This window comes from Streptomyces chartreusis NRRL 3882, from assembly GCF_900236475.1.
GTDB lineage: Bacteria > Actinomycetota > Actinomycetes > Streptomycetales > Streptomycetaceae > Streptomyces > Streptomyces chartreusis_D.
Genome location: NZ_LT963352.1, coordinates 7,993,734 through 8,019,553, shown reverse-complemented (window position 1 = coordinate 8,019,553; position 25,820 = coordinate 7,993,734). Strand labels below are relative to the sequence as shown.

The window sequence follows — 25,820 nt, the reverse complement described above, 5'->3', positions numbered from 1 at the left end:
TGTGCGCCTCACGTCACGAAGAAGATCCCGGCGTCGGTGCCCGCGGGCGTGTACTCGGCGAGCCGGGCCCGCAGGCCGTCCTCGCGCTGCGGCCGGTACAGGTCGTGGAAGGCGCCCATCTCGGCGCCGTCGTCCGCACCGCGCCGGATCTCCTCGGGGCAGCGGTCGGCCGGCAGGCCGTACCAGGGCGTGCCGTAGCGCAGCGACGTGAACAACGGCTTGGTGTCCGGGCAGCGGTGGCGGCGGGGGGTGCGCGAGCCGGTGGGGACGTAGGAGTGGCGCAGGCAGCCGATGCCGCGCCGGGCCACGTGCAGCCGGCCCGTGAGGACGCTGTTCTCGGCGATCTGCACCGCGTGCGTGTGGATCTCGCCGATGACGGTGGTGCGGTGCAGGTGCAGCACGGCGTGGGCGTGGCGGCAGTCCGGGGCGGACAGGGCCTCGCGGTCGTCGGCGGTGGCGTCGAGGACGCTGTCGCGGAGGTGGATGTCGAGGGGGTCCTCGCCCACCTCGTCGCCGATGACCTCGATGGTGCCGAGGATGCTGTGCTCGATCTGGAGGCAGGCGGTGGTGCGGTCCAGGACGATGCTCGGCTCCTCCGGCGAGTGCGGCTCGCACTCGGGCTCCAGGGACCAGCCGGGCGCGAGCGTGCTGTGCCGTACGACGACGGCTCCCATCGCCCCCGCCACGTTGATGCCGCGCCCGGCGACGAGCAGCCCGTCGAGCACGACCCGCGGCCGCTCGTGCGGGGCGCAGTCGTCGGACACCGCACGGATGTTGAGGGCGTCGGGGCGGTTGCTGTACCAGTCGAGCAGGCGGATGACCGGGCGGGTGCCCTCGGCCGCGCGCAGTTCGAGCCGGTCGCCCGGGTCGAGGTCGAAGTCCAGCTGCTCCTGGTAGGCGCCGCTGTGCGTGATCTCGATGATGCCGGCGGGCCCGGTGCGGTCGGCCCGGCGGTCGTGCTGCCAGGCCCGGTAGGCGTCCATGATCTGCCGGTACGGCTGCCCCGGCCCGACCCGGTAGAACTCCGCGTCCGGCCGCGGTTCGCGGTCGCGCTCGTACTCGCCGCCGCCCATGTCGGCGGCGGACGCGTAGTGGTAGTCCACCCACACGCCCTGCCGGGGCGCGGAGCGCGAGCCGAACGCCATCCTGCCCAGCTCGGGGTCGACCGCCACCTGGCCCCGCTTGGGTCGGTAGCGCCAGTCCGACAGGTCGGCGACCACGATGTCCGAGGGCGGTACGGGGTTGTCCTCGCCGTCGAGGCGGATCACGAAGCTCTTGCCGGGGCCGTAGTAGTCGAGCAGCCGGTCGTGCAGGAGGCGGCGGGTGATGAACGCCGGCACGTTGTCGACGGTGGCGATGTGCGCCGGTGAGGGCTCCGGGAACGGCTTGGTGACCAGCGGGGTGTCGTTGCCGAGGATCGAGAAGGTGTAGAGGTTGCGGGCCCGGTCGATGCAGTAGGCCGGGGTCCGGGTCAGTGCGTACGCCTTCAGCCGCCACACGAACAGCGCGACGCCGGCCGGGCTCCAGCCGCCCTGCCGGTGCCGTGACTCGGCGCGGCGGACGTCGACCGTACGGGCCGAGTTCGCGAACGGGCCGCTGCCGAGGGCGAGTTCGGCGCCGTCGCGCAGGTCGGCCAGGCGGCCGCGCTCGCCCCGGTGCGGGCCGGTGCCGTACAGCTTCACCGGCTGGGTGTGGGCGACCTGCCGGGACAGTTCGACGGCCCGCGCGGGCCAGCCCGCGACCCGCTCGGACAGTTCCTCCAGGAGGTGCAGGGTGCCCTTGCGGCGGCGGTTGCCGACCGTGGCGGCCACGTCCCGGCGCGGGGCGACCGCCTCGGCCAGGGCCGCCCGGCCGCCGCCGTGCAGGCCGGTCGTCAGGACGCGCTCGTAGCCGGGCAGGGTGCGGTAGCCGACCAGGTCGCCGAGGTACGGCAGCACCCAGGGGGCCGCCGTCTCCACGAACAGGTCCTCGTAGCCCTGCTGGACGCCGTCGCGGACGCGGTCGAGCTGCTCGGCGATCACCGCGAGCAGGGCGCGCAGCGGCTCGCCCTCCTCGGCGTCGCGCAGCAGGTGCCAGCGGGGCAGCAGTTCGGCGAGCCCGTCCGGTTCCCTGGGCACCACCGGGGCCGGCGTCTCCAACTGGGTGTCCGGGGACATCACTTGACCTCCGTCAGAATCAGGGTGTCCGCGGCCCGGGGCGACAGCAGTGCGAGCTGGGCCGGGCGGATGCCGCGGAAGACGTACACCGACCGGCCCCTGGGCAGGCGCCGGGTGTCGGTGATGTCGGGGTTGAGGCGCAGCAGTTCGGCGAGCGGGACGCCGTGGCGGGCGCAGATCTCCGACAGTGTCTCGCCGTTGTCGGCGCGGACCGTGTGGGTCTTCTCGTCGTACGTCGCCGGGTGCGCCGGGACGGAGGCCCTGGGCGGGCCTGGCCGGGTGAGCAGTTCGGTGAGCTCCTGCGGGGTGGCGGAGGCGGGCACGCCGGTGAAGACGTCGACGTCCACGTAGTCGACGCCGGGCACGGTGTGGGCGGTGGCCAGGACCTCGGAGAGGCGGGCGGGGCGGCCCAGCTCCCGGCCTTCGAAGCCGAGCCGGTTCAGCAGGGCCTGCCGCAGTCGCGGCTCGACCGTCTGCCAGGCGTGGTCGGGGGCCACCTTCACCTTGGCGGCGATCAGCAGCAGGACCAGCTCGCGGCCGTCCACACGGACGGGGAGACTGGCGTCGCCGTACTCGGTGAGGGCGCCGCGCAGGGCGCGCAGGGTGTCAGAGTCGGGCGCGATGGGCACGTCGTCGGTGCCGGCGACCGTCACGTGCAGTACGCGCCGCCGCCCGTCGAAGAGTTCGCGCGCCGAGGCCCGGCCGATGCCGGCCCGGGAGCGGGCGAAGTCCTCGTAGTCGGACTCGGAGACCAGCCGGTCCAGGGCCGAGACGGCCAGCGGGACCGTGCGGCGGGTCAGGGCCGGGCCGTCGGCGTCCGCGCCGCCGGTGGCGGGGCGCGGGTTGGTGACCGCGGTGACGCCGAGGGGCCGGGTGAGCGGCTGGGTGACGCGGTCCGCTGGGACGTTCGCGGCCTTGCCGGTGCCGAAGCGGTAGCGGGCGCGGACGTTCTCGTGGCCGGAGGGCAGCCGGGCGCCGTGCACACCGTCGCCGAACGTCACCGTGGTCCGGCCGCCGGCGGTGGAGCCGGTGATGTAGACCCGCTCGGTCGGGCCGCGTCCGGCGAGGCTGTCCACCTCGTGCCACAGCACACCGTCGACCCGGACCTCCAGCACCGGGGTGGCGCCGAGGGGGTTGTCGTCGGCGAGCCAGGTCAGCGGGGACTGCCAGAGGGCGAAGGTCTGGTTGACGCGGTCCGAGTCGCCGCTGCCGATGGCCTCCTCGCGACTCTCGCCGTGGGTGGCCTCGACCACATTGCCGAGGACGCGGACCGTCTCGCGGCGGTAGCGGTGGGCGAGGTCGGCGGTGAGGGTGAGCCGGGTGTGGACGTGGTCGCCGGGGAGCCGGGGGTCCGCGGCGGGGTCGGCGGCGGCGACGGTGACCACCTCGGTGGCCCGGACGCCCGCCGTGCCCGGGATGTCGCTGCGTTCCCCCTCGACGATGAGCGTGCGGCCCGGGCGCAGCCCGTCGTACAGCTCGGCGAGTTCGATCTCGTTGCCGTGCACGTCCTCGCCGAGCGGTTCGTCGGCGAGGCGCAGGGGCTCGCCCGCCGCGTGCACGGTGGTGTCGCGGATGTGCGACAGGAGCACGTCGAACTCGTCCAGCCAGGGGTCGGCGAGGGTGAGTTCGGTGCCGCGGCCGGTGATGCCGTAGTTGGTGTACGCGGCCGTGCGCACGGCCGTCACCTGGGTGGTGACGAACGCCAGCTTCGGATCGCCGGGGACGCCCCCCTCGGAGCCCTTGGCGGGCCGCCGGATCGCCACCCAGCTGCCGACGGTGACGCCCTCGTGCACGGTGTCCAGCTGGAGCGTGCGGCGGTTGACGGGCTCCGGCTTGGTGGCGATGACGATCTCGACGTTGGGTTCGGTGCCGCCCACCGTGTACCTGAGGCCGACCTCGTGCTCGCCGTGCGTGAACTGCTCACTGGCGCCCGGCCGGAGGGCGATCTGCTCGGACGTGCCGTTGTGGACGCCGACGTGGATCAGGCCCTCGTCGTCGGGCCGGGACACGAACAGGGTGCGCTCGGGCAGGCCGGAGTGGAGGCGGGCGGTGACGCCGGGCTCCTGGGAGTCGGCGGGCCGCCGGTTGAGCCAGCTGAGGTCGCGGTCCTGGCCGGAGCGCACGGACAGCTCGACCTGTCCGGGGCCGAGCGTGAAGGTGACCGGCTGGGTGACGGGCAGGTTCTCGGCGCGCTGGTCGGAGCTGCTGCCCTCGACATACTGGAACTCGGCCCGGACCGGGGTCCTGCCCGCCGTGTCGTACACGACGCGCAGGGTCGCCAGCACCGCTCCGGTCAGCGGCCAGTCAGCCGTGCGGACGACCCGGCCGCGGTCGTCCTGGACCGGCTTGAGCGGGGCCGTGGCGCCGAACGGGGCCGCGGTGACGCGCAGGGCGAGCAGTTCGCGCAGGAGCTGCGGGGCGCCGGGGGCGGCGGCCGTGCGCCAGGCCGGGTAGAGGCTGCCGAGGCCGGGGTTGAGTACGGACAGGAGGCGGGCGGTGTCGGTGCCGGGGAGCTGACGGGCGGTGGTGGCGCCCCGGGTGGCGGTGGCGCGCAGGGCGGGAAGTATGGCGCCCAGGGCTTCCAGAGCGGCAGCCCGCGAGTCGCCCTCCAGGGGCGCGGGGAACTGCGCGACCAGCCCAGACGGCGCCGCAGACGCTCGACGGCCCGTCGAGGCACCCACCGCATCCGTCTGCGCCGGAGCCAATTCCAGTGCCCGCTCGGCGAGTTCCGCCAACACCGCCTCCAACTGCCCGAACCACTCCGCCACGTCCTCATACGGCTCGGCCAGCACCTGAGCCTCACCGAGCCGGGCGAGGGGTTCCGCGAGGCGGGCCGCGAGCCGCTCGGGGGTCTTGACGCCGTCCAGGTCGTCACGCAAGGGCTCCAGGACCTGGTCCTCGAGGTCCTCGATGAGCCTGCTGACAGGCCGCGGGTTGGGGACCTCCGGCGTGGGAGGCTCCTCACCGGGCTCGCCTGGGGCTGCAGGCGGAGCCGTCCAGCGCCGTACCTCGTCGACGAGTTCCTTCAGGCTCGGCGGCGCCGACTTCGGCAGGGAGATCGCCGTGACGTCGTCGTCCCGGTCGACGCGCGTGTCCGCCACCGCCAGCAGCTTGCGCTCGCCGCCGGCGCCTTCCCCGAAGACGAACAGCAACTGGTCGCCGGTCCGCAGGGAGTGCGCGGTGCCCTCGACGAAGAGCTCCGAGCGCTTCTCGAGGTCCTTCGGCGTGAGGAGCGAGGGACGGCGGCGGCGGACCTTCAGTTCGTTGAAGTCCCAGCGGGCCGTCAGGTCCCGGCTGGTCTCGAAGGTCAGCGACTCCTCGTCGGCGGAGGCGGGCACGCTGTGGCTGCGCGCTCCGCGCGGGATCAGCACGTTGTGGGCCTCGGCACGCGGGTCGCGTTCGAGGGTGTACGCCAGGTGCGTGGCGGCGGCGACGCCGGGGCGCGGCCGGTGCCCGACGAGCCGGCCGAGCAGCACCAGGGAACGGTGCTCGTTCGCGGTGCGGACGTAGGCCTCGTCGGCGATGCGCTCGGAGTGGAAGGTGAGCAGGTCGCCGAGGACGGCGGTGGCGTCGAGCAGGCCGATCGCCGGGTCGTCCGGGGTGCGGACGGTGAGCCGGTTCAGCGCCGGGTAGGCGGGTGAGGCGAGCCGGTCGAGCTGGGCGGCCAGGAAGGAGCCGTACTCGCCGACGCGGTAGTCCAGCGCGGTGCGGCCGGGCGGGTTGTGCAACGGGGCCGGCGCGAGGCGCTCGTCGTGGCCGCCGCGGCAGGCGCCGCCGCAGCCGCACTCGTCGGTCGCGGTGACCGGGTGCGGGTCCGTCATCGGGCACCTCCCAGGGATATCGCCAGCAGGCCGTTCTCCGGCCGGTCCGGGTCGTTGTCGCAGGTGGCGATCTCCAGCGGGCCGAGCCGCAGCACGCCGTCCTCCCTCTCTCCTCGGTCCTGTCCGTACAGCCGCCGCAGCCGGGTGACCTCAACGCTCTCCACTCCGGGCACTGCCGCGGCGACGGCGACCAGGCGGCTGAGCCGGACCGGTTCGCCGAAGGTGAGCGCGTCGGGGTGGAAGAAGCCGAGCCGTCCGCCCGGCAGCCGCCCGCTGCCGAGCACGCGGTACAGCTCGGCCAGGATCTGCCCGTGCTGGTGGCCCGGCCGGGCGCACACGGTCAGCGCGATGTCGAGCGGTACCAGGCGGGCGGGGCCCACGACGAGGTCGTGGCCGATGCGCCGGTACGTCTCCAGCACCTGGGCGACCGAGTCGAGCAGGTCCGGCGACGGGGCGGCGGTGCCGTAGGCGTCGATCGCGATGTGCGCCTCCTGGAGGCTGCCCGTCCAGCGGAGTTCGGCCGCCGCGCGCTGCACGCCCGGCAGTTCACCCGCGAGGGCCGCATAATCCTCGGCGGTCACGGCGCGCAGCCGGGTGCGGCGCAGGTCGAGCGGGGCCAGCTGGCGTACCTGCTCGACGGGTTCGGGCTGGGTGCCGCCGGCTGCGGGCAGGGGGTTGCGCACGACGACGGCCGGTGCTTCGCAACCGCTTTGCACGACGAGGTGGTTGATGGCCTCGGCGCCGACGTTGCCGGCGGTGCCGCCGCCGAGCCGGTAGCGCAGTGTGAGACGGGAACCGGGCGTGGGCCTGGCGCCGTGCCGGCCGTCGCCGAACCGCAGGGCAAGGCGGCCGTCGTCCTCCAGTTCGCCCACGAAGTGCCGCTCGCGCGGTCCGCTGTCGAGCAGGTCACGGCGCGGCACCCAGGTCTCGTCGTCGCCGTGGACGCGCACGGCGGGCAGAGCCCGGCGCGGATCCTGGGCGAGGGCGGCGGTCGCCGAGCCGCGCAGCACGGTCTCCTCGGGGTGGAGGCCGGCCGCGTAGGCCGGGCCCCAGCTGTGCGCGATCTCCCAGGCGATGTGCCCGTCGAGGACCGTGCCCGCGCGGGCCCGGGCGGCGAGGACCTCGACGCGGCGCAGTTTGGTGTCGAGCAACTGGTCGCTGTGGTACAGCAGTTCGCGCAGGGCGCGGACCGGGTGGCGGCGTAGTTCGAAGCGTTCCAGCACGGTCAGGCCGTAGACCACGGCGAGTTCGGCGATCTCCTGCTCGCCGAGCCCGTCCCGGTCGCGGGCGCTGCGCCACAGCTCGACGAGCCGCTGCCGGATCCGGCCCGGGACGGCCGCGATCCGCTCGGCCTGCCCGGCGGCGACGGTGCCGGGGTCGGGGAAGGGCACCGCCTGAGTGACGGGCGTACGGCCGAGGACCGGGCGGAAGCGGGGCGCGATGCCGGGGTAGACGGACTGGGCGAGCAGGGTGCGCAGCGCGGCGGCCTGGGCGTACGCCGTGCCGGGGACGACCTGTTCGTGCCGCTGCCCGGCGCTCTCCAGGCCGAGGCCGGCGCGGACGGTGGCGCGCTCGCCGACGACCTCGAAGAGTTCCCGGACGTCGTCGGGGACGAGCGCCCGGCCCGACTGCGTCTTGTCCGTCAGGGAGTTGATCAGGCGCGCGGGCGCGTTGCCCTCCTCGGTGTCCCGGCAGCCGAAGGCCGGAGGGTCGCAGGGGGCGGTCACGGCGGGCGCGGGCGGCACGGTGACCGTCTCGGGCAGCCCGGTCAGCGTCCGGCCGTGGTCGACGAGGACGACGTTGCCGCGGGCGAGCGTGACGTCCTCGACGGGCAGGCAGTCGCGTCCGCCGCGTGTGGTGAGGCAGAGCGGGAAACGCAGCGCGTCCTCGGCGGCCCAGGTGACCTCCAGGACCGGCTGGTCCTCGATCCGGTCGAGGCCGGGGGTGACGGAGGTGAGACGGACGGCCTGGCGGTGGGCGGGGTCGGCGTCGCCGGGGGTGCCGGTGCGCGGGCCCTTCACCTCCTCCAGGACGATGACGTCGCCGGGCTTGAGGTCGAGACGGCGCTCGCGGCAGGTCTCGGGGTCCACCCAGGCGTCCCGCAGGGTCGCGGCGGTGGCGCCCTGCGGCAGGGCGCACACCTCGCCGCCCCACGTCCACAGCCGGATCGCGTTGTGCGCGACCCGCAGCTCCAGCGGGTCGGTGGCGACGACCGGTTCGAACACCTCCACCGAGCCGCGCTCGTCGAGGTCGCCGAGTTCGGTCTCGTCGATGACGGTGCCCGGCTCGGGGCGGTCGTGCGGGTCGAGGCTGCGCACGTCGACGGAGGCGAAGCGGAAGGTGCCCGGGGCGAGCGTCCGGTCGTCCGCGGTGCGGACGGTGACGTAGGCGCGGGCGTTGCAGCCGTCGTGCATCGCGTAGTCGATGAGCCGGACGTGGCGGCGTACGGAGACGCGGCGGCGGGCGGTGTCGAGGTAGGCCTCGGTGGCGACCGCGTCCTGCTGGTAGCTGATCTGGTCGCCGGTGTACGCGAGCAGCTCGACGAGGGTCGTGCCCAGGTCGGCGGGGTTGCGCTCCACCCAGTCGGGGGTGGTGAGCGCGAGCCGGTCCAGGAGCAGCTTGCGGATGGTGTCGTAGTCGCGGGCCGTGTAGTCGATGACGGGCGCGGCGGGGAAGTCCGGCTCGGCCCGGTCGTCGTCCTTGCAGTCGAAGGGGGTGGGGCGGTCGGGCCGGAAGGAGAACGTGGCGCTGTGGTAGCGCTGGTCGAAGCCGCGGTACGGCTCGGTGCCGGGCCGTCCGTACGGGTCGGTCTCGACGAGGGAGAACCGGTAGCGGGAGGTGTCGCCGGCCTGGTCGAGGGTGACGTAGAGCCGGTCGTCGAGCTCGGGGTCCTCCTCGCGTTCGACGCTGACGTCCACGGCGGTGATGCCGGTGATGCGGCGGCCGCCGTCGATGCGGACGTTCTCGGGGCCCAGGCCGTGCGGGGCCTTGCCGAGGAAGGTGACGGTGAGCAGCAGACCGTCGTCGCCGGCCTCGACGGTGTCGACTCCGTTGAGTTGAGCGGCCCGTACACGGGCCCGGCGGGACGTGGTGGTGCCGGTGGTCATGCGGCCCTCCCTTCGAAGACGTCCTCGTGCCGGGTGCCGGTGGCGCGGAGGGCGTACGACAGGTACACGCGCACGACGTGGTCGTCGCTGACGACGTCGAGGGCCTCCACGTCGATGAGGTCGCCGAGCCAGCTCTGGAGCGAGGCCTGCACGGAGAGTTCGAGCGTGCTGATCAGTTCCGGGCTGTTGGGGGTGAACACCAGGTCGAGGAGCCCGCAGCCGAAGTCGGGGCGCATCACGCGCTCTCCGGGGCTGGTGAACAGCAACTGCTCGATCAGGTCGTGGACGTGTTCGCCGTGGGTGGCGTGCGCGGTGCGTCCGCGGCGGTCCGCGCGGAACGGGAAGGCGATGTCGCTGCGGGGGCGTGTGCCGCGGCTCGTGGGACTCATCGGACGGTGACCTTTCGCTGCGTGCCCTGGACGACGGGCGGCCCCTGCGGGACGAAGGCCGCGGTGAAGCACTGGGCGGCGGAGACGTCGAGCAGCACGGGCGCGCCGTCGACGGTGATGCCGCTGCTGCCCGCGGTCCAGCGGACCGTGACGCACGGCACGGGCACACGGTCGACGGTGTGCGGGCAGCCGGTGACCACGTAGCTGTGCGCGGTGGTGGCGACGGCGGCGCCCGCGACGCGTACGCCGCCGGCCGGTGGGGTGGCCGCCGTGACGCGCCCGCCGTGCGGGCAGCCGATCACGGCGGCGGTGTCCAGCAGACTCCCGGATGTTCCGGACACGTTCTTCGTTCCCCCGTATCTATCGCTTGGACGCGACGGTCAACTGGCCCTCGTTCACGTCGACCTGGTCGCCGCGCAGGGTGATCTCCGCGCCCAGGCCGTTGGAGATCACGATGGCTTCCTTGGTGATGCGGATGTACGCCCCGCCCTGGGCCTGGAGCAGGATCCCCTGGTCGGTGCCGGGGGGATCGCTCATCACGATCTTGTGCGCCTCGGGTGTCTGGACCACGAGGGGCTTGGCCTGGGACGCCGGCTGGACGAGCCGGCGGGCGTCCGGCGGCAGCTCGGCCTGCTCCCCGTACCAGCACCCCGTCCACACCGGGAAGCTGGGGTCGCCCTGCTCGAACTCGACCCACACCCCGGCCCCGGGCGACGGCACCACGAACTGCCCGGCCTCGGGCCCCGTGAACGGCAGACAGGGCAGCGCCCAGGTCGACGGCTCGTCGCCCAGGACGTCCGGGACCTCGACGGTGATGCGGCCGATGTGCAGCGGGTCGTTGTTGTCCACGACTCGGCCGCGGAACTTGCCGAGGTAGCGATTGCCGGATGCCGCCATGTGTACTGCTCCTGGTCGTGATGTTCGGTTCGGGGTGGATCAGGGCCTGACGTGGGCGCTGCGGGCTTCGAGTCCCTCTCGGGAGAGCGTGAAGTTCTGCCGGAAGGAGCCCGGGCGCAGGGTGTGCGTGACGGACTTGACGTAGTAGTCGCCGTCGTACGTACGGCCCGAGCCGCGCACGCCGACCAGTTGGCGCGGCTGGAGGATGTAGCCGTGCCGGTTCACGTCGAGCGAGCCGGAACCGGAGATGACGTCGGCGGACACGGCGGCCCGGGCGAGCAGTTCCGCCTCGGCCTGCTCCCGCTGCTGTTTGGCGGTGCCGGAGAGCGTCTTGCGCTTCAGGGCGGGGGTGGGCCGCTTGCCGAGGGGCGGCCGCAGCGGGCTGATCGGCGGTTGCGGCAGCAGGGTCGACTGCCGGGTCCCCGGGTCCTGCCAGCGGGCCTGCGGTTCCTCCCGCGCCGTCCCGTCGTAGGCGAAGGTCAGCTGGTCGACGGTGGAGTGGGCGTCCATGTTGACGTTGAGGGCGTGCTGACGGATGCCGAGGCGGACCTCGGGTCCCCAGCGTGCGCTGGACTGTCCTGGGGTCGGGCCGGGCTCCAGGTAGAAGGTGTAGCCGTTCGCCCTGGCGAGCTCGTTGATGTACTGGAGGTCGGTGCCCGTCTGGTAGTGGACGCGGAGGTCCTGGTGCGGGGGCTGAGTGACCTTCTCGGTGTACACGTCGGGCCGGATGCCGTAGTCGGAGTAGCGGCGCAGGAGGGTGAGGACGCGCTGCGACGGCGGCATGTTCGGGTACCGGTCCGTGCGCTCCTCCAGGTCCATGACGAGGGCCAGGTCCTCTCCGGTGACGGTCAGGGTGGAGTGGCCCGGCTGGTTGCTGGCCCCGACCTCCTGGCGGACGATCAGGCCGTCGAACAGCACCTCGGGCGTGCCGCGCACGGTGACGGTCACGACGAGACGCGTCTTCGGATCGAAGAAGCCCTCGGGCAGCAGGGTGCGGTTGATCAGGCCGTTCTTGGTGAGGTCGAAGGCCAGCTGGAAACCGCTGCGTTCACCCGCGGTGGCGGTGATCTGGGCGGACAGCAGGGCCTCGGTCACCTCGGCGGGCACGGGACGCACCAGCTGCGGTCCCATGTGCAGCGTGATGTGAACGGGGCCGCGGCCCACGGGCAGTTCAGCCACGCCGGTCCCCCCGCGGGAAGTGCCCGGCGAGCGGGATGTCGACCTCGCTGCCCGGTTCGGCGGTCAGCTCGCGCGGGTCCAGCACGGGGTTGGCGTCGGCGATCCGCCACCACTGGCCGGGGTCGCCGAAGTAGCGCCGGGCGAGGAGGTCGGGGCGCTCGCCCGTGCGGACGGTATGAGCCTGCGTGTCCTCGCTCTCCTCGAGGGGCGGCAGCAACCGGCGCTTGGTGTAGCGCACTTCGGTCCCGTCGGGCTGTCGGTGCACCCCGATCTCGGCGTCGTGGTAGCGGCTGGTGCGCGGGTACGGGTGCGCCCCGGGTATCGCGTCGAGTGCGTTCTCGTACGGTTCGATGCCGGCCATGTCCGGTACTCAGCCCCTTCCCACCGTGATGTCGCCGGGCCTGAGCCCCAGCGATCCGAGTCCTGCGGTGCGTGCCGCGCCGGCGAGGCGTTCCTTCTGCGCGAGGTGCGCGTAGTACAGCTCGGCGCCAGGGTGGCCGAGCGGCAGATCGCTGACGGTCAGCACCTTGAGGCCGATGCTCAGGGAGGCCCGGATGGGGTTGAGGTCGACGTCGAAGGCGGACTCGTTGATGGACAGCTCGGTCAGCCGCACGGGCATGACGCGCTTGCTGCCCCAGGTGAACAGGGTCAGCGGCATCTCGATCGGACTGATCTCGATGGTCCCCTTCTTCGACAGCCGGCTCGCTTCCCTGAGCTGCGCGGAAGTCGGCTGCACGAGCATTTCGAGCACGGCGAGCTGGGGGTGGATACCGTCGGGCGCGGCGATCTCGAACTGGTCGGTGGCGTCGATCTCGGCGGTGAACTTCCAGGTCTCCTGCGCGGGGCCCTTCAGGCGGAGGGCCTCGTTCCTGTCCCCGTTGCCACTGCCGCCTCCTGCGGAGTCACCGCTGCCTCCTGCGGACTGGGGCGAGAGGCTGCGTTCCAGGGTGTCGGGGTTGAACTGGAGGACGATGATGCGTTGGGGGGTGCCGCGTTCGGGGTCCACGAGGACTATGCCGGAGCGGATGGGTTTGGGGATGTCTGCGTAGCGGGTCACTCTTCGCCCCCCGTTTTCTCAGAGGTCGCGGCGCGAGTTGCACGGCTTCGGATGATGTCGAGCACTTGAGCCGCTTCGGCGCGGACCGTCTCGTCCAGGTCGTGGTCGCGCACGTACTGCACGAGCGGATCGATTTCAGCCCAGCTGATCGTGGAAGCGGCCAGCAGGGTGACTCGCCGAACAATCGGTGACGGGTCATTCACTGCCCAACGCAACAGGGCGAACAACTGCGGGTCGTAGTCCCCCTGACATTGAATGCTGAGCATCCTCACGGAGTTCATAAGGGAATCAGCATCGCGCGCACTGTCGAAAAGGTCGGTCATGGAGTTCGGAGAATGGACGTCCAAGACGTCGCGCAGCAGTACTTCCGTGTGCGCGCGAGAAGGCCCGGTGATCCCGATGTAGTTCACCTGCAGCAGATGGTCCTCGATCCAGTGAATCGCTGACTTCTGGTCGACGGAAATCCAGATCATCTCGAACGGCACGCCCTCGGGCGCGTCGGGTTCCCCCTCCTGGACAGCATGCAGGGTCCACCCCAAGCGCTCGGCGAGTTGCTTCATCTCGTCCCTGCCGAAGGGCATCCTGGGCACGAGGCGAACGAGGTCAGTCATTTCCTGTCTTCCTTGGTTCGAGATCACTGCGGGACCCACAGACCGTCACCCGTCTGCACCCAGCCGGGCCCTGGGGCGCTGGAAGCCTTGAGGCCGCCTTCGGGTGAAAGATACGGCACGGAATTCTTCAGGACCCAGTCCGGGAACTCGTCGATGAGCTGCTGCTTACCCAGGTAAATGTTTTCGGCCTTGTACTGGGCAAAGCTGTGGATGAGCAGACTGGTCATCCTGGCCTGCATCTTCGGAGTTGCGGTGTTTATCTTTCGGCCATGACTCGTCAGTCCGGGTTCCGTCTTCTTCGAGTGGTCCCTGGCGAGCTGCTCAGGGTCATACATGTAGTCGGCCGATTTCGGGGCATCCTTGGGCGCCATGTAGTTCATGTCGTTTACGACGTTCTCCCAGGTTACGTCCGGAATCGTGGAGGCCTTCCACGCCATTATGCCGGTGAGGGACGCCGTTATGTGTCGCCCACCTTCCACGACGCCCATGAGTCGCGCAGCGCCCGCGATGGTCTTTACAGCCTCGGGGTCTTGACGGAAGAACTTGTCCGAAGGTATGCGGCCTTGCAGGATCTCGAAATATGCCTTCTGTATCCGTTCCCTTGCCGTGGCGTGTTTCTGGGTGCTGCTGAGCGTGGTGCCCTGCATGTCCCGGACGATGGCGTCCTCAAGCTTCTGCAGTTTTTGCGGAATGGCATCCCGCGGCGTACCCCCGGCCTTTGCAGGCTTCTGGTGGTAGTGGCCACTGCCCAGACCTGTCTGCACCTGGGTGTTGGCCGGATTCGACTTCCCGCGAGCTCCTCTGTGCAGCTCCCCGACGATGGCGGCCATGTGGGAACGCGCCGCCATGTCGATGGTCTCGTAGCCAATGGGGCGAGCACCCGTCCGCATGGCCACGGATTCGACGATGGGTGCGGCTGCCGGGCGCGGCGGGACGGTGGCAGCTGCCTGGCGCTCCCGATCCTTGATCTGCTTGTCCGAAAGGCCGTCCCGTTCCCCTTGCTCACGTGCGGCCTTGCGCGCTGCATCCCGCGCGCTCTGCCCTTGGGCCTGGGCCGCGTTGACGGCGGCCGCCAGTCCGGCGACACGTGGGTCGGTGGCAACCCTGTTGGCCTGGCTACCGATGGCTCGAGCGAAATCAGGCTCATTGCCCTCGATGATGTTGCGAGCGTGCTCGAGGTGGTCACGCGCATCCTTCTGCGGGTTCAGGACAGCGGTGATCTTCTCCTGCTCGCCGGTCTTCTGCTGCTGGAGAGCGGTGAGCCGGTACCAGGAGCGCAACGTCTTGAGCAGTGCCCGCAGAGGCAGGTTCCCGATACCGCGTTGAGTGACACCGGTGAGCTTGGGGCGAAGGCGTGCGACGATCTTCTCGAGTCGGGCGTCCTTGGACTCTTTCGAGTCCTCTTCCTTCTTGCGCTCGTCCTTCTTTTTCTGCTTCTCCTCAGCCGGACCCTTTTCCTTGGGCTTGCCGTCCGTCGGCTTCTTCGGCCCCTTGTCCCGGTCCTCGGGCTTCGGCTTCCTGCCGCCGTCCTTCTCACCCTTGGACGCGGGCTTCTTCGGGTCCCGGTCGGCGCCCTTGTGCTTGGGCTCGTCCGACTTGGGCTCGTCCGACGTGGGCTTGGCCGGGTCCTGGTCCTTGGGGGGAGTCTTGCCGTCGTCCTTCGGCCTGGTCGTGTCCTTGTCGTCCCTGGGCTTGCCCGAGGCGTCGTCCTTGGGCTTCGGCTTCGCGTCCGGCTCGGGCTTCGGCTTCGGCTTGGGTTCGGGCTTCGGCTTCGGCTTCGGGGCCGGAGTCGGGCGAGTGTCCGGCTTGCCCGGGGCGTCCTTGTCCGTTGCGGGCCGGCCCGGCCCGTCCTTGCCCGTGGGCCTCTTGTCACCGCCGGTAATGTCGTCCTTGGGCTTGCCCGCAGTCGTGTCCTGGTCCTTGCCGGGGCCCCTGTTCCTGCCCGGCGCCTGCCTCGTCGGCCTGTTCGGATCGGCCTTCGGCTCCGGCTTCGCGTTCGGCTTCGTGCCGGGGCCCGTGGCCTTGCCCGGCTTGGGCAAGGTGTCGGTGGAAGCGGGCCGGGCCGGCTTCGTGTCGGCCGGCTTCGGGTCGTCGCCCCGGGCGGGCTTCGGCTTGTCGCCGCCCCTGTCCGGCTTGCCGAGCTTCGCCGCCACACCCTTCAGGCGGCGGCCGACCTTCGCGACGTACTTGCCGATGCCGCTCAGGAGCGCCTCGTAGGCCAGTTCGAGGAGGGCGACGATGCCCGCCGCGACCGCCTTGGCGAAGAGGACGCCCGCGCCGCCCTGGCGGACCGCCTTCAGCCAGTCGAGGACCGCGCCCATCGCGCGCAGGATCTCGCCCAGGGCACCGATGGCCGTGCGGATCGCGTCGATGACCGCCATGACCCAGCCGGCGCCGGGGATCAGCTTGGCGACGACTTTGGTGATGACGATCTCGCCGATGATGAAGGGGAGCTGCGGGACGATGGCGTCCCACGTCTCCTTCACGATCTTCTCCAGGGTGTAGCCACCCTTGATCAGCTTGTCGAGGATCGCCCTCGGGATGCCGATGATCTCTTCGATCTTGGACTGGAACCATGACTTCACCGCCGCCTGGACCTCACGGAACAGGTGGTTCTTCGCACCGTCCACGGCGGAGTTCCTCGCGCCGCCCAGCCAGCCGCCCGGGTCGGAGAGGAAGTCGACGGCGATCATCATGAACTCGCCTAGCCCCGCCAGGAGTTTCGAGGCGTAGTCGAGCACCGTCTTGACGGCGTCCACGACCGCCCTGACGACGTCCATGAGCATCTTCTTGAGGACGTTCAGGATGTCGCTCAGCAGTTTCGCGATGGCGTTCAGCAGGTCGGAGACGATCTGCTTCAGCTGTGCCGCGAGCTTCGTGACGAACGCGATCGCCGCCGCGATGAGGTCGGTGATGAACTTCCTGACGCGGTTGGCCAGTTCGATGACGGCCCGGACCATCGCCTTGGCGAACTCGATCAGATCGTTGATCAGGTTCTTGACCGTGTCGACGATGAACGCGCGGGCCTCGTTGATCCAGCGTTCGGCGTTCTCCTTGAAGTTCTTGATGAAGCCGACGACCGCGTCACGCGCCGCCCGGATGATCCGGACGATCGCGTTCTTGATCTCGATGACCTTCTCTTTGAGCCATTCGAAGGCCTTCGTGACCCAGTTGCCGGACTCCTTGGCGGCCGTGTCGGTCTTGTTCTTCGCGTCCGACTCCGCCGTGGTGGCCTTGTCCTGGATCTTCTTGTCGCTGTCCTTCTTCTCCTGCTCGACGTCGTCGTCGGTCTTCTTCTCCCGCTCCTTGACGTCCTTGCGTACCTTCTCGTGCTTCTCGGTCTTCTTCGTACCGAGCTTCTTGAGCTCCTCGTCCTGCTCGGTGCGCCAGTCGGCGCGCTGCGAGGTGACCTCGTCGAGGGTCTTCCCGCGCTCGCTCGCCTGGGCGTCGGTGTTCTTGCCGACCTCGCTGTCGACCTGCTGCTTGTGCTTCTGCTGCGAGTCGCGGAAGTCCCTGTCCTTGACCTGGCGGCCCTCGGACATGCCCTTCTGGCCGTGGGTGAAAGCCCGTTGGAACTCCGGGCCGCGGTCGTGCTCCGCCACCTCGGACGCCGCCTCGGCCGGCACGGCGCCGGTGCCCGCGCCCTCGCCCCCGGGCACACCGCCCTTGCCGCCCTGCTGCCCCGGGACCTTCCCCTTCAACTGCTCCTCGGGAGCGTTGGGGTAGACCTGGTTCTCCCCCATCGGGCGGGCGGCGTCGTCCTTGCCCGTCGCGACGGTCTCCCGGCCCTTGCTGTCGACCGCGGCGCCCTGCTCGCCGGCCGTCTGCTCGGCGGCGCCCTGCATCCCCACGCCCGGCGCGTTGCCGGCCTGGGCCTGCTTCAGGGCTTCGTCCTTGGTCGGCAGCCCGGCGAACTTGGCGGCCAGCTCCTGCGGATCCACCACCGGTTCGTCGGCGCCGAAGAAGCTCGTGACCCCGTTGACGATCTTGGCGCCGACGAAGCCCAGCGCCATCTTGAAGGTGTCCCAGCCGCCGGGCTCCTCGGCCTTCTCCGCCTCGATCTGGCCCTCGGGCTTCTTCTCGCCCGTGACCTCGGCCTTCTCGTCCTTGGGTGCCTCGGACTTCCGCGCCGGGTCCTGTGAGTACCGCGCCGGTGCGTCGGCCTTCGGCTTGCCCTCCAGGGTCTGCGGCGCGCCCGCCGGGCGCTGCATCGTCGGCGGCGCCGCGGCGAGCTGCTGATGCTCGTCGCCGACCGTGCGGTCCACCGCGCCACCGACGCCGCCCATCGCCTGAAGTGCCGTGTGCGGCTTGAGCTTCGACGCCGTGGACAGACCGGCCTCCGGGGAGACCTGGGAGAGGTTCGGCGCCGGTGCCGAGTCCTTCTTCCTGCCCTTGCCGGACGCGGACCCCTTGCCGCCACCAACCCCGGCAGCACCGCCACCACCTCCGCCGCGCGGTGCCCTGGGCGCGGGCGCGGCCTCGGGCGCCGGCGCCTCCTTCGAGGCCTTCGGAGCGTCCTTGGGGGCTTCGCCGGGGGCCTGTTTCGGCGCCGGCGCCGAAACAGGTGCGGCAGGGGCGGGGGCGGGGGCCTCCGCTGCCTTCGCGGACGACGCCGCCGGTGCCGCGTCCTCGCTCCTCGTCGGCCCCGCGTCGGACGACCCGCTCTGCGTCCCGTCGGCCGCCTCCTTGCTCGCGCCGCCCGGGGTGTCGGCGCCGGAACCGCCCGGGACGTGCGTACCGCGTGCGGGGGACGGCGACTTGGCGTCCGCCGCCTGCTCCTCGCCGCCCGCCGATCCGGCGGCGCCCGCCTGCGCCTGGCCGGTGGTGGCGCTGCCCTTGGACGCGGCGCCCGGCTGTTTCTGCTCGCCCTCGCCCGCGGTCCCCGGCGCCGCCGCCGTACCGCCCGCCGCCTTCTGGGACTGCTTCTCCTGCGCGCCCTGGTCCTTGTCGCCCGCGGCCGGGGTGTTCTCCGCCTCCTTGGCGGCTGCCTCCTTCTCAGCACCGCCACCCTCGGAGTTCCCGGGGGCCTCCTGCACCGTCTTCTGCGCGGCGACGGGCCCGGCCTTAGGGTCGTCTCCGCTCTTCGGGTCCTTCGACGGTGCGCCGGGCCCGGTCCGGGACTCCCCGTCCCGCTCCGCCTCCAGGCCGCCGAGGAGGCCGTCCCCCGGGCCGCCCTCGGTCTCCACCGACGGGTCGGGCTCCGCGGGCGCCTCGGCATCGGTCCCCTCGGGCTCGAGCCCGGCCGCCCCGTCCTCGGCGTCCTCCGCGTCACGTTCGGCCTGCACCTTGTCGGCCCTGGTCACGGGGGGAGCGGGGAACGACGGTGCGGACTGCCCGCCGGACGAGGACGGGTCGAGCTTGTCCGCGGTCGGCACTCCGGACACGTCCGGGTCCTGCTCCGGCAGGAAGTCATCCGGCTGCAGCTTGACGTCCCAGGCGCTCTTCTCGGCGCCGCCGACGTCCACCTCCGACTCGCTGCCCGAGCCGAACGGGTCGTCCTCGGCGGTCTCCTCGGGCCCTTCGAGATCCTGGTTGCGTACGCCGTCGAGCCTGCTCGTCCTGCCGGGCAGCCCGGTGTCCCTTCCCGCCGCCGTGGCCGGACCCCCGGGCTTCTCCTTGCCGCCCTGGTCCTCCTGCTGCACCTTGTGACCCGCGGTGGGCTGCTCGGCCGCTCCGGGGCGGTTCTCGGCCGCGGACTCCTCCTTGTTCGCGGCGGCAGCGCCCTGCCGGCTGGCCTCCTCCTTGTCCTTTGCGCCCTGCTTGTCCTGGCCGCCGTGCTTGTTCCCGCCGCCGTCCTGCTTGTCCTGGCCGCCGTGCTTGTTCCCGCCGCCGTCCTGCTTGTCCTGGCCGCCCTGCTTGTTCCCGCCGCCGTCCTGCTTGTCCTCCCGGGCGCCCGCGCCGGAGCCCTCGGACTTCTGCTCCCGCGCCTGCCCGGCGCCCCCGGCAGAGGCACCGGCCGGCTCGCTCGTGGCAGCACCCGGTCCCCCGGCCGCCCCCGGCTGCCCCTGCGACGCGGCCGGCGCACGCTCGTGGCCCGCGGCCGCCCCAGGCTCCTGCCACCCCCGGGGCGCTCCCCCGCCCTGCGGTGTGCTTCCGCTCTCCGCTGTCCCGCCGTTGCGCGGGGTGCTGCCCGGGGCGTTCTCCCCCTCGGCACGGTCCTTCTCCGGTCCCGGCGCCAGGGCCGGCCGCTCTTGGCGAGCCTGTTCCTCCTCGACGGAGCGCTGCTCGCTCTCCCGCTCCTGCCGCAACTCCTCCGCCGCGTCGGGCTCGACGGCCGGGGCGTCGAGCGGCGGACGCTCCGCGTCACCGCCGAGCGCCGCGTCGGCCTCGATCTCCTCGACGAGGTCCAGCACCTTGTCCTGCTCCGAGCCGAGCAGCCTGTCCTCCAGGCGCTCCAGGACCCGGTCGAGCAACTCCTCGGGGAGCCGGCCCAGTTGCTGCCGCGTACGCTTCGAGAGGTCTTCCGGGTCGGCGCGCAGCGACCGTACGACCGAGTTCGCCAGGCGGTCCAGCATGGTCGCCGGATCGATCTGCTCCAGCCGGTTCCGGTCCGCGTCCACGGTGGCGTACCGCAGCCAGCCAGGCGTGGTCTGCCCCGTCTCCAGCTCCGGGGTGCCCGGGGCGGACCGGCCGTTCCCCGCGGCCTCCGGGCGCGCGAGAGCCTGCGCGACGGACTCGGCCTCCTGCTCGATCGCCTGCTGGGGCAGGCTGACCGCGCCGGGCTCGCGCCCGGCCCGCAGCGCGCCCAGGCCGTGCGGGTTCTGCACGGTGTGCAACAACTCGTGGACCAGCAGGCGTTGGCCGTCCGTCGTGCCGGGGCGGTAGGCGCCCTCGCGGAAGAAGACGTCCTGGCCGACCGCGACCGCGTCCGCGCCGAGCAGCTCCGTCAGCCGCCCTGCCTCCGGCCCGGTGTGCAGTCGTACGCGGCTCAGGTCGTGCCCGAGCTGCTCCTCCAGGTCCCGCCGTACGCCCGCGTCCAGCGGCTGCCCGGCGCCGCTGACGATGTTCTTGGGCTCCGGGCCGCGGGCCTTGGCCGCCTTCTCCCGTCGCTTGCGGCGGCGCTGCTCGGCGGACTGTCCGGAACGGGAGTCCTGGGTCTGTGACGCGCTCATCGCGTCACCTCCCCGCGGCCGGAGAGCCCGGCGTGCACGGCGCGTGCCAGTTCCTGGCCGAGCCGGCGGGAGGAGAGCCCGGCGGGCAGCGGCGGCAGTCCGGTCAGCGTGTCCACGGTCAGGGCGCCGTCGGCCGCCAGCGGTACGCCGTGTTCGCGGACCAGCCGGTCGAGTTCACGCTCGAACGCGGCGGAGACCCGGTCCGGGTCCACGCGGAAGCCGTCGAGGACGAGTTCGCCGATGTCCACCCGGATCGCGCTCGGCGCGTGGTTCCCGTCGGGGACCAGGCCCGTGCCCGCGCTCCGGTTGCTGCCGTCCCGGTTCACACCCATCCGCGAACCTCCGTCGGCGTCAAGGAGCGCTCCAGCTTCAGGTACTCGGTCCGGGCCGCCGCGGCCATGTGCCGCATCTGCAGCGCCTCGCTCTCCTCGGCGGCCAGGAACGCCCCGGACAGGGCGATGTTGCGGATCGAGCCGCCCGCCACCGTGAGCTGGGCGAGCAGCCGCGGGTCGAGGTCCTTGACGGGAGCCTGCGGCGGCAGCACGCGGCGCCAGATCTCGGCGCGTTCGTGCTCGGCCGGGAAGGGGAAGTCGACGACGAAGCGGATGCGTCGCAGGAAGGCGTTGTCGAGGGCCTTCTTCATGTTGGTGGTCAGGATGGCGAGCCCGCGGTAGGCCTCCATCCGCATGAGCAGATAGCTGACCTCCAGGTTGGCGTACCGGTCGTGACTGTCCTTGACCTCGCTGCGCTTGCCGAACAGGGCGTCGGCCTCGTCGAACAGCAGCAGCGCACCGCCCGCCTCGGCGGCGTCGAAGACACGGCGGAGGTTCTTCTCGGTCTCGCCGATGTACTTGCTGACGACCTGGGAGAGGTCGATGACGAACAGGTCGAGGCCGAGCTCCTTCGCCATCACCTCGGCGGCGAGCGTCTTGCCCGTGCCGGAGCCGCCCGCGAACAGCGCGGTGACGCCGAGGCCGCGGCGCAGGGTCCGCGCGAAGCCCCAGTCCTGGTGGACGGTGGCGCGCTGCCGCACATGCGCGACGATCTCCCGCAGGACGTTCGTCTGCCGCTCGTGCAGCACCAGGTCGTCCCAGCCGGCCTGCGGCTCGATGCGGCGGCCCAGCTCGTCCATGCCGATCCGGGCCTCGTCCAGACCGGCCCGCCAGGCGAGCTGCACGGCGTCCAGCTCGTCCTCGTGGGGCAGTTCGCGCCGTACGGTGGCGGCGGCGGAACGCACGACGTGCGGCGGCAGCCGGAACTGCGCGACGAGCGACCGCAGTTCGCCGTCGTCGAGGTCGGCCACGTCCCGGAAGGCGTCCGCCCACAGGTCGAACTGCTCGTCGTCGTCCAGGGGCGGCACGGACACGCGGGTGCCGTGCGGACGGTCGGTACGGCGCGGGTCGGCGCTCGACACGACGACGGGTACGGCGGCCCCGGCCAGGAACGCCTCGGTCGCCGCCCGCTGGTCCCGGTCCACCTCGCCGGCCTCCACCAGCAGCGCGGCGGGCAGCAGGATCGCCTCGCGCTGCCACAGCCGGGCGAACCGGTCGCGCTCGGCGGCGTCGGTGGAGATGTCCTCGGCGCTCATGGTGTACAGGCCGAGCCCGGCGCGTGCGGCGCCCGCGGCGGCGATGTCGGCGCGGCTGCGCAGGTCGCCGCCGACCAGCTCGACGAGCAGCGGCGCGTCGGGCCGGGCGCCGTCCGCCCAGCCCGCCGCGACCCGGCTCGCGGCCACGTCGTACGACGGCGGCAGCCGGTCCGGTACGGGGGTGCGGCGCGCCTGGCCGTGCAGCCGGGTGTCCAGGTAGGGCGAGCCGAGCAGGAAGTGCAGGATCCGCTCGTCGAGCCGGAGCCGGGAGGTCGTCAGCCGGGTCTCGTCCTCCAGTTCGACGATCCGCCAGCGGCGCAAGGGCGACACCGGGGTGAGGGCGCTCCAGTGGGGTTCCGCCAGGGCGGCCAGTGCGAGCGAGAAGGTCGGGTGGGCCCGTTCGGGGTCGGCACTCGCGGCGGCGCAGCGGGCGGCGGTCGTGGGGTCGAGTTCCTGGGCGGCGGTGAGCACGACGAGGTCCCGCTCGAAGGGGGTGAGTCCGAAGCAGGTGACGAGGGCGTCGAGAGCGGCGGTCCCGGGACCGGCAGCGGCGACCGGGGCGGCTCCGGCCGCAGCACGTGCATCGCCGTCGGCCGGCACCGAAGCCGTCCCGGACGCCCCACCGTCACCGCCCCTGGCCCGCTCCGCATGGGTGTCGACGCGGGCCAGGACGCGCCTGATCTCGGCGGTCAGCGTCGGTCCGCCGGCGTGTGCGGCGGCCGCCCGCGGCTCCCGCACCCCGTGCGAACCGTGCGCTCCCATGTCGTCTCCTGCCCCCGTCGCTGCCATGTGCCGCCTCAGCTCTCCGCGTTCTCGCCGCCGTCGGCCCGGGCCGGGGCGTCCTTGGTCTCCTCGGCAGAGGACTTGGCGGCGGCCTTCTTCGCGGTCGCGGTCCGGCGTCCACGCGCCGGAGCCTTGGCGGCGGCCTTGGCCGGGGCCTTCGCGGGATCCTTCGCAGCCGCCGTCGCGGGCGCCTTGGCAGGAGCCGCCTTCGCGACCGCCGCGCCGGCCTCCCGCCCGGCCTCGGGCGGCGCGCCGGCCCCGGGCCGCGCCATCGGCTGCTCTCCCCCGTCGGGGAGCTTCGGCGGCACCGGCGCGCCGGGCGCCCCGAACGGCAGCACCCGTACCTCGGGCCGCTCCACCGGCTTGCCCGGCACCGGGACCTCGCGGCCGTCGATGAACACCAGGGCGGCCTGGTAGACGACCGACAGCGTGTACGGCGTCTGGTGGAGCATCCCCCACAGCTTCGACGTCTCGTCGATGTCCATCACGGTGGGCGTGAACCGCACCCGCTGCGCCGCCTCGGCCAGGTCGCTCCCGGACAAGTGGGCGCGCTCGCCCGCCAGTTCGATGATGTCCTTCGGCAGGACGGGGATCTCGTGCAGTGTGCGTACGACCGACCCGATGAGCCGCTGCCCGACCAGCTCCGCCTCCTCGCCGTAGGCGCTGATGAGGTAGTGCAGGTCGAGCGGCGCGGCCGCCCTCCGGACCAGCGTGCCGTCGGCGGCGCGGGTGGGCAGGTCGGTGTTGCGCTGCGCGGTGTTGGGCGTGACCTGGTACAGGAACACGGTGATGGTGGGCTCGGTCGGCGGGTCGGCCGGGGGCTTGCGCGGCTCGACCTTGACGGCGATGTCGATGTCCGGGGGCAGGTTGGTCTCGATGAGCAGGGCGAGGGCCTGGGTGACATGGGCGATGGCAAGTGCGTTACTCATGGCGTCGGTTCCCCGGTCCTTCCGGTCCTGTCCTCGGTCCCTCTGGTCCTGCTCGTCCCGCCGGTCGGTCTCGTCGTCCTCACTCGCGCCCCCTGGCCAGGTAGTCCGCCAGGCTGACCGCGGCCCGCGGGCGCTCCGCGCCCGTCGGCCGGGGCCTGCCGCCACCGCGCTGGGGCGGGCCGCCGGCGGTGACCTCCAGCCGCCCGATCTGCACCTGCACCACCTGCTCGGTCTGGCGCCCGGGCCGCCGGGCCGCCGCCTGCCGGACGGCGTCCCGTGCGGCCGCCGTGTCCGCCGCGCTGGGGAGCAGCGCGGCGGACACGGCGGTGGGCGGAGCGGCGTCCGCACCAGGGGGGGTTGGCACGGACGCCGCGTTCGTGGGGGCCGCCCGCTCGGTACGGCCCCGGCCCGCCGCGCGGCGCGCGGTGTCGGTGGCCGGCCGCAGCGCGGGGCCCGTCGGGGTGACGGGACGCAGCAGCGGCCCCTCGGGCTCGGCCGGCCGGGCCGGACGCATCCCGCTCTCGGCCGCTGCCGGTGCCTGCTCGGTCCGTACGACCGTCCGCTCCCGTTCCGTACGGACGACCTCGCGGGCCGCCGGGCGGGCCAGGTCCGGCCGGGCGACGGCGGCCGGGGCGGCGACGGGCCACAGCGGCTCGGTGCCGTCCGGGTCCGGCGCGGCGCCCCGTACCGCCTCGATCCGCTCGAACGGTCCGGCCAGCCGGGGCCGTACGCGCACCACGCCGGGACGCCGCGCGGCGGGCGCCGCGTGCCGGGCGAGCAGCCGGTCGAGGAAGTCGGGCTCCGGGCGATCGTCCCCGGTGGACTCAGGCATCCGCACACAGCTCCAGGTAGTAGCGGCGCCGCAGCGGGCTGAGCGCCAGGATCTCCGGCTCGCTCCAGCCGTACGCGGTGGCGAGCAGATGGACGTCGAGCAGCAGGTCCCGGGCCCATGCGTCCAGTTCGGTCCACAGGTAGGAGGCGATGTCCAGCTCGGCCCGGGTGGCCTCGCCGCACTCGGGGCAGGCGACGTTCAGCGTGACGTCGCCGCCCGGGTCCGCGGCCCGGGCCGCCTCGGCGATCCGGCGCTGCACGGCGACCGGCAGCGCGTCCGCTGACACGGGCTGCCCGTCGCGTACGGCGGTGACCACGCACCGGGCGAGCAGGGCCCGGCGCGGGTCGGCGTCCCGGGCCGCCGCCGTCAGGTCGGCGACGGCCGGCACCCGGAACTCGACCTCCCAGCCGTCCTCGGCGACCCGCACCAGCGGATCGCCCCGGTCGGCCAGGGTGCGGGCGAACTCCCCGGCGTCCAGCTCGAACTCCATGTCCGTGCCGCACGCCGCGCACTCCAGGCGCACCTGCATCCGCTCGCCGAACAGGGCCTTGCGCAGGGCGAACAGATCCGCCTCGCGCTCCCCCACCGGCAGCGACAGCAGGGCCTGTGGGTCATCGCCCAGGTCCGGGCGGGCGGCCCGGTGCAGCAGCAGGGCGCGCCCGGCCGGTGCCTGGCCGAGCCCGGACTCCCAGGTGACCAGGAACTCGGCCGCCTGTGTGATGGCCATGCCTCCCCCAACACGTGCCCCGTGGGGGCGCGGGGAACTGCGCGACCAGCCCCCACGAACCCGCAGACGAACAACAACCCCACCCGGCGCTTCCCAGCGGAGCGCTTACGCCGGGTTCAGGAACGACGGCTCCTCCGGCTCGGGCACCTCGTAGTCCCGCTCCCAGCCCTCGCACTCGAGCTTCAGCGACTGGATGGCCACCGCGTTGGCGTTGGCGTCCAGTTCGCCGAGGACCTGGTACTCGCTCGGCCAGGTCCGGTACAGCTTGTGCGAGACGGCGACCTGGCCGGCCTCGTTGAGGACCTGGATCACGATGTCCTTGCGGAAGTCGGCGAGGGACACCTCGGAGCCGAGGCCCGCGCCGACCTGCCAGACCTTGTTGGCCCAGCGGTCGAACTCGGGGTCGTGCGTGACGCCGCGCTCCAGGGTGATGCCCTCGAACTCGGAGCGGCCGGGCGACTTGCGGGGGGACGAGGGGTCGCCACCGTGCCGGTGCTTGACGACCTCGGTGGTCCGCTTCAGCGGACTGATCTTGCTGATGCCGGCGACCGTCCGACCGTCCCACAGGACCAGGAACTTGAAGTTCTTGTACGGGTCGAAACGATGGGCGTTGACCGTGAACTCTGCCATCG

17 protein-coding genes are annotated in these 25,820 nt (G+C 72.6%); all 17 read right to left on the bottom strand.

The window, feature by feature from the left end; genetic code table 11:
• Window positions 1–8 precede the first annotated feature (8 nt).
• The 17 genes from SCNRRL3882_RS36135 to SCNRRL3882_RS36055 all read right to left on the bottom strand — a co-directional run bounded on the left by SCNRRL3882_RS36135 (window position 9) and on the right by SCNRRL3882_RS36055 (window position 25,818).
• Window positions 9–2,156 carry a hypothetical protein gene (locus SCNRRL3882_RS36135; RefSeq protein ID WP_010037483.1) on the bottom strand — a complete coding sequence of 716 codons (2,148 nt, stop codon included), beginning with the start codon at window positions 2,154–2,156 and terminating at the stop codon, window positions 9–11.
• The gene (locus SCNRRL3882_RS36130; protein WP_010037480.1) at window positions 2,156–5,977 is read right to left on the bottom strand and encodes a putative baseplate assembly protein; all 3,822 of its coding nucleotides are present in this window, start codon (window positions 5,975–5,977) and stop codon (window positions 2,156–2,158) included. The genes SCNRRL3882_RS36135 and SCNRRL3882_RS36130 overlap by 1 nt, the downstream gene beginning before the upstream one ends.
• Entirely contained in the window at window positions 5,974–9,084 is a 3,111-nt protein-coding gene (locus SCNRRL3882_RS36125) for a putative baseplate assembly protein (protein ID WP_010037479.1), read from the bottom strand. The genes SCNRRL3882_RS36130 and SCNRRL3882_RS36125 overlap by 4 nt, the downstream gene beginning before the upstream one ends.
• Window positions 9,081–9,473 (bottom strand): GPW/gp25 family protein, encoded by a 393-nt coding sequence (locus SCNRRL3882_RS36120; protein ID WP_010037478.1) that lies wholly within the window; start codon window positions 9,471–9,473, stop codon window positions 9,081–9,083. Before SCNRRL3882_RS36120 ends, SCNRRL3882_RS36125 begins: the two co-directional genes overlap by 4 nt.
• Window positions 9,470–9,814, bottom strand: a complete 345-nt coding sequence (locus SCNRRL3882_RS36115) for a hypothetical protein (RefSeq protein ID WP_010037476.1) — start codon at window positions 9,812–9,814, stop codon at window positions 9,470–9,472. The genes SCNRRL3882_RS36120 and SCNRRL3882_RS36115 overlap by 4 nt, the downstream gene beginning before the upstream one ends.
• Before the next feature lie 19 nt (window positions 9,815–9,833).
• On the bottom strand, window positions 9,834–10,370 hold the full coding sequence (locus SCNRRL3882_RS36110) for a phage baseplate assembly protein V (RefSeq protein ID WP_010037474.1): 537 nt from the start codon (window positions 10,368–10,370) through the stop codon (window positions 9,834–9,836).
• Between the two features lie 39 nt (window positions 10,371–10,409).
• Window positions 10,410–11,549 carry a hypothetical protein gene (locus SCNRRL3882_RS36105; RefSeq protein ID WP_010037472.1) on the bottom strand — a complete coding sequence of 380 codons (1,140 nt, stop codon included), beginning with the start codon at window positions 11,547–11,549 and terminating at the stop codon, window positions 10,410–10,412.
• The gene (locus tag SCNRRL3882_RS36100) at window positions 11,542–11,910 is read right to left on the bottom strand and encodes a hypothetical protein (RefSeq protein ID WP_010037466.1); all 369 of its coding nucleotides are present in this window, start codon (window positions 11,908–11,910) and stop codon (window positions 11,542–11,544) included. Before SCNRRL3882_RS36100 ends, SCNRRL3882_RS36105 begins: the two co-directional genes overlap by 8 nt.
• Before the next feature lie 9 nt (window positions 11,911–11,919).
• Window positions 11,920–12,606, bottom strand: coding sequence for a hypothetical protein (locus SCNRRL3882_RS36095; RefSeq protein WP_010037465.1), 687 nt, complete (start codon window positions 12,604–12,606; stop codon window positions 11,920–11,922).
• Window positions 12,603–13,217 (bottom strand): HEAT repeat domain-containing protein, encoded by a 615-nt coding sequence (locus SCNRRL3882_RS36090; protein WP_010037464.1) that lies wholly within the window; start codon window positions 13,215–13,217, stop codon window positions 12,603–12,605. The genes SCNRRL3882_RS36095 and SCNRRL3882_RS36090 overlap by 4 nt, the downstream gene beginning before the upstream one ends.
• A gap of 23 nt (window positions 13,218–13,240) precedes the next feature.
• Window positions 13,241–20,329, bottom strand: coding sequence for an eCIS core domain-containing protein (locus tag SCNRRL3882_RS36085; protein ID WP_102514915.1), 7,089 nt, complete (start codon window positions 20,327–20,329; stop codon window positions 13,241–13,243).
• A complete protein-coding gene (locus SCNRRL3882_RS36080) occupies window positions 20,326–20,661 on the bottom strand; it encodes a hypothetical protein (RefSeq protein WP_010037462.1) in 336 nt (111 codons plus the stop codon). The genes SCNRRL3882_RS36085 and SCNRRL3882_RS36080 overlap by 4 nt, the downstream gene beginning before the upstream one ends.
• Window positions 20,652–22,679, bottom strand: a complete 2,028-nt coding sequence (locus tag SCNRRL3882_RS36075; protein WP_010037461.1) for an ATP-binding protein — start codon at window positions 22,677–22,679, stop codon at window positions 20,652–20,654. Before SCNRRL3882_RS36075 ends, SCNRRL3882_RS36080 begins: the two co-directional genes overlap by 10 nt.
• A gap of 35 nt (window positions 22,680–22,714) precedes the next feature.
• Complete coding sequence (locus SCNRRL3882_RS36070) at window positions 22,715–23,629, bottom strand: DUF4255 domain-containing protein (protein WP_010037450.1); 915 nt, start codon at window positions 23,627–23,629, stop codon at window positions 22,715–22,717.
• A 79-nt stretch (window positions 23,630–23,708) separates the two neighbouring features.
• A complete protein-coding gene (locus SCNRRL3882_RS36065) occupies window positions 23,709–24,461 on the bottom strand; it encodes a hypothetical protein (protein ID WP_010037440.1) in 753 nt (250 codons plus the stop codon).
• Window positions 24,454–25,188, bottom strand: coding sequence for a hypothetical protein (locus SCNRRL3882_RS36060; RefSeq protein ID WP_010037438.1), 735 nt, complete (start codon window positions 25,186–25,188; stop codon window positions 24,454–24,456). The genes SCNRRL3882_RS36065 and SCNRRL3882_RS36060 overlap by 8 nt, the downstream gene beginning before the upstream one ends.
• A gap of 105 nt (window positions 25,189–25,293) precedes the next feature.
• Window positions 25,294–25,818: a phage tail protein gene (locus SCNRRL3882_RS36055; RefSeq protein WP_004003113.1), complete on the bottom strand. Its 525-nt coding sequence runs from the start codon at window positions 25,816–25,818 to the stop codon at window positions 25,294–25,296.
• Window positions 25,819–25,820 lie beyond the last annotated feature (2 nt).

What these genes read in the sequence shown, in the direction of transcription:
- SCNRRL3882_RS36135 (WP_010037483.1), bottom strand. Translation starts at nt 2,156, where the DNA reads ATGTCCCCGGACACCCAGTTGGAGACGCCGGCCCCGGTGGTGCCCAGG.
- SCNRRL3882_RS36130 (WP_010037480.1), bottom strand. Translation starts at nt 5,977, where the DNA reads ATGACGGACCCGCACCCGGTCACCGCGACCGACGAGTGCGGCTGCGGC.
- SCNRRL3882_RS36125 (WP_010037479.1), bottom strand. Translation starts at nt 9,084, where the DNA reads ATGACCACCGGCACCACCACGTCCCGCCGGGCCCGTGTACGGGCCGCT.
- SCNRRL3882_RS36120 (WP_010037478.1), bottom strand. Translation starts at nt 9,473, where the DNA reads ATGAGTCCCACGAGCCGCGGCACACGCCCCCGCAGCGACATCGCCTTC.
- SCNRRL3882_RS36110 (WP_010037474.1), bottom strand. Translation starts at nt 10,370, where the DNA reads ATGGCGGCATCCGGCAATCGCTACCTCGGCAAGTTCCGCGGCCGAGTC.
- SCNRRL3882_RS36100 (WP_010037466.1), bottom strand. Translation starts at nt 11,910, where the DNA reads ATGGCCGGCATCGAACCGTACGAGAACGCACTCGACGCGATACCCGGG.
- SCNRRL3882_RS36090 (WP_010037464.1), bottom strand. Translation starts at nt 13,217, where the DNA reads ATGACTGACCTCGTTCGCCTCGTGCCCAGGATGCCCTTCGGCAGGGAC.
- SCNRRL3882_RS36085 (WP_102514915.1), bottom strand. Translation starts at nt 20,329, where the DNA reads ATGAGCGCGTCACAGACCCAGGACTCCCGTTCCGGACAGTCCGCCGAG.
- SCNRRL3882_RS36080 (WP_010037462.1), bottom strand. Translation starts at nt 20,661, where the DNA reads ATGGGTGTGAACCGGGACGGCAGCAACCGGAGCGCGGGCACGGGCCTG.
- SCNRRL3882_RS36075 (WP_010037461.1), bottom strand. Translation starts at nt 22,679, where the DNA reads ATGGGAGCGCACGGTTCGCACGGGGTGCGGGAGCCGCGGGCGGCCGCC.
- SCNRRL3882_RS36070 (WP_010037450.1), bottom strand. Translation starts at nt 23,629, where the DNA reads ATGAGTAACGCACTTGCCATCGCCCATGTCACCCAGGCCCTCGCCCTG.
- SCNRRL3882_RS36065 (WP_010037440.1), bottom strand. Translation starts at nt 24,461, where the DNA reads ATGCCTGAGTCCACCGGGGACGATCGCCCGGAGCCCGACTTCCTCGAC.
- SCNRRL3882_RS36060 (WP_010037438.1), bottom strand. Translation starts at nt 25,188, where the DNA reads ATGGCCATCACACAGGCGGCCGAGTTCCTGGTCACCTGGGAGTCCGGG.
- SCNRRL3882_RS36055 (WP_004003113.1), bottom strand. Translation starts at nt 25,818, where the DNA reads ATGGCAGAGTTCACGGTCAACGCCCATCGTTTCGACCCGTACAAGAAC.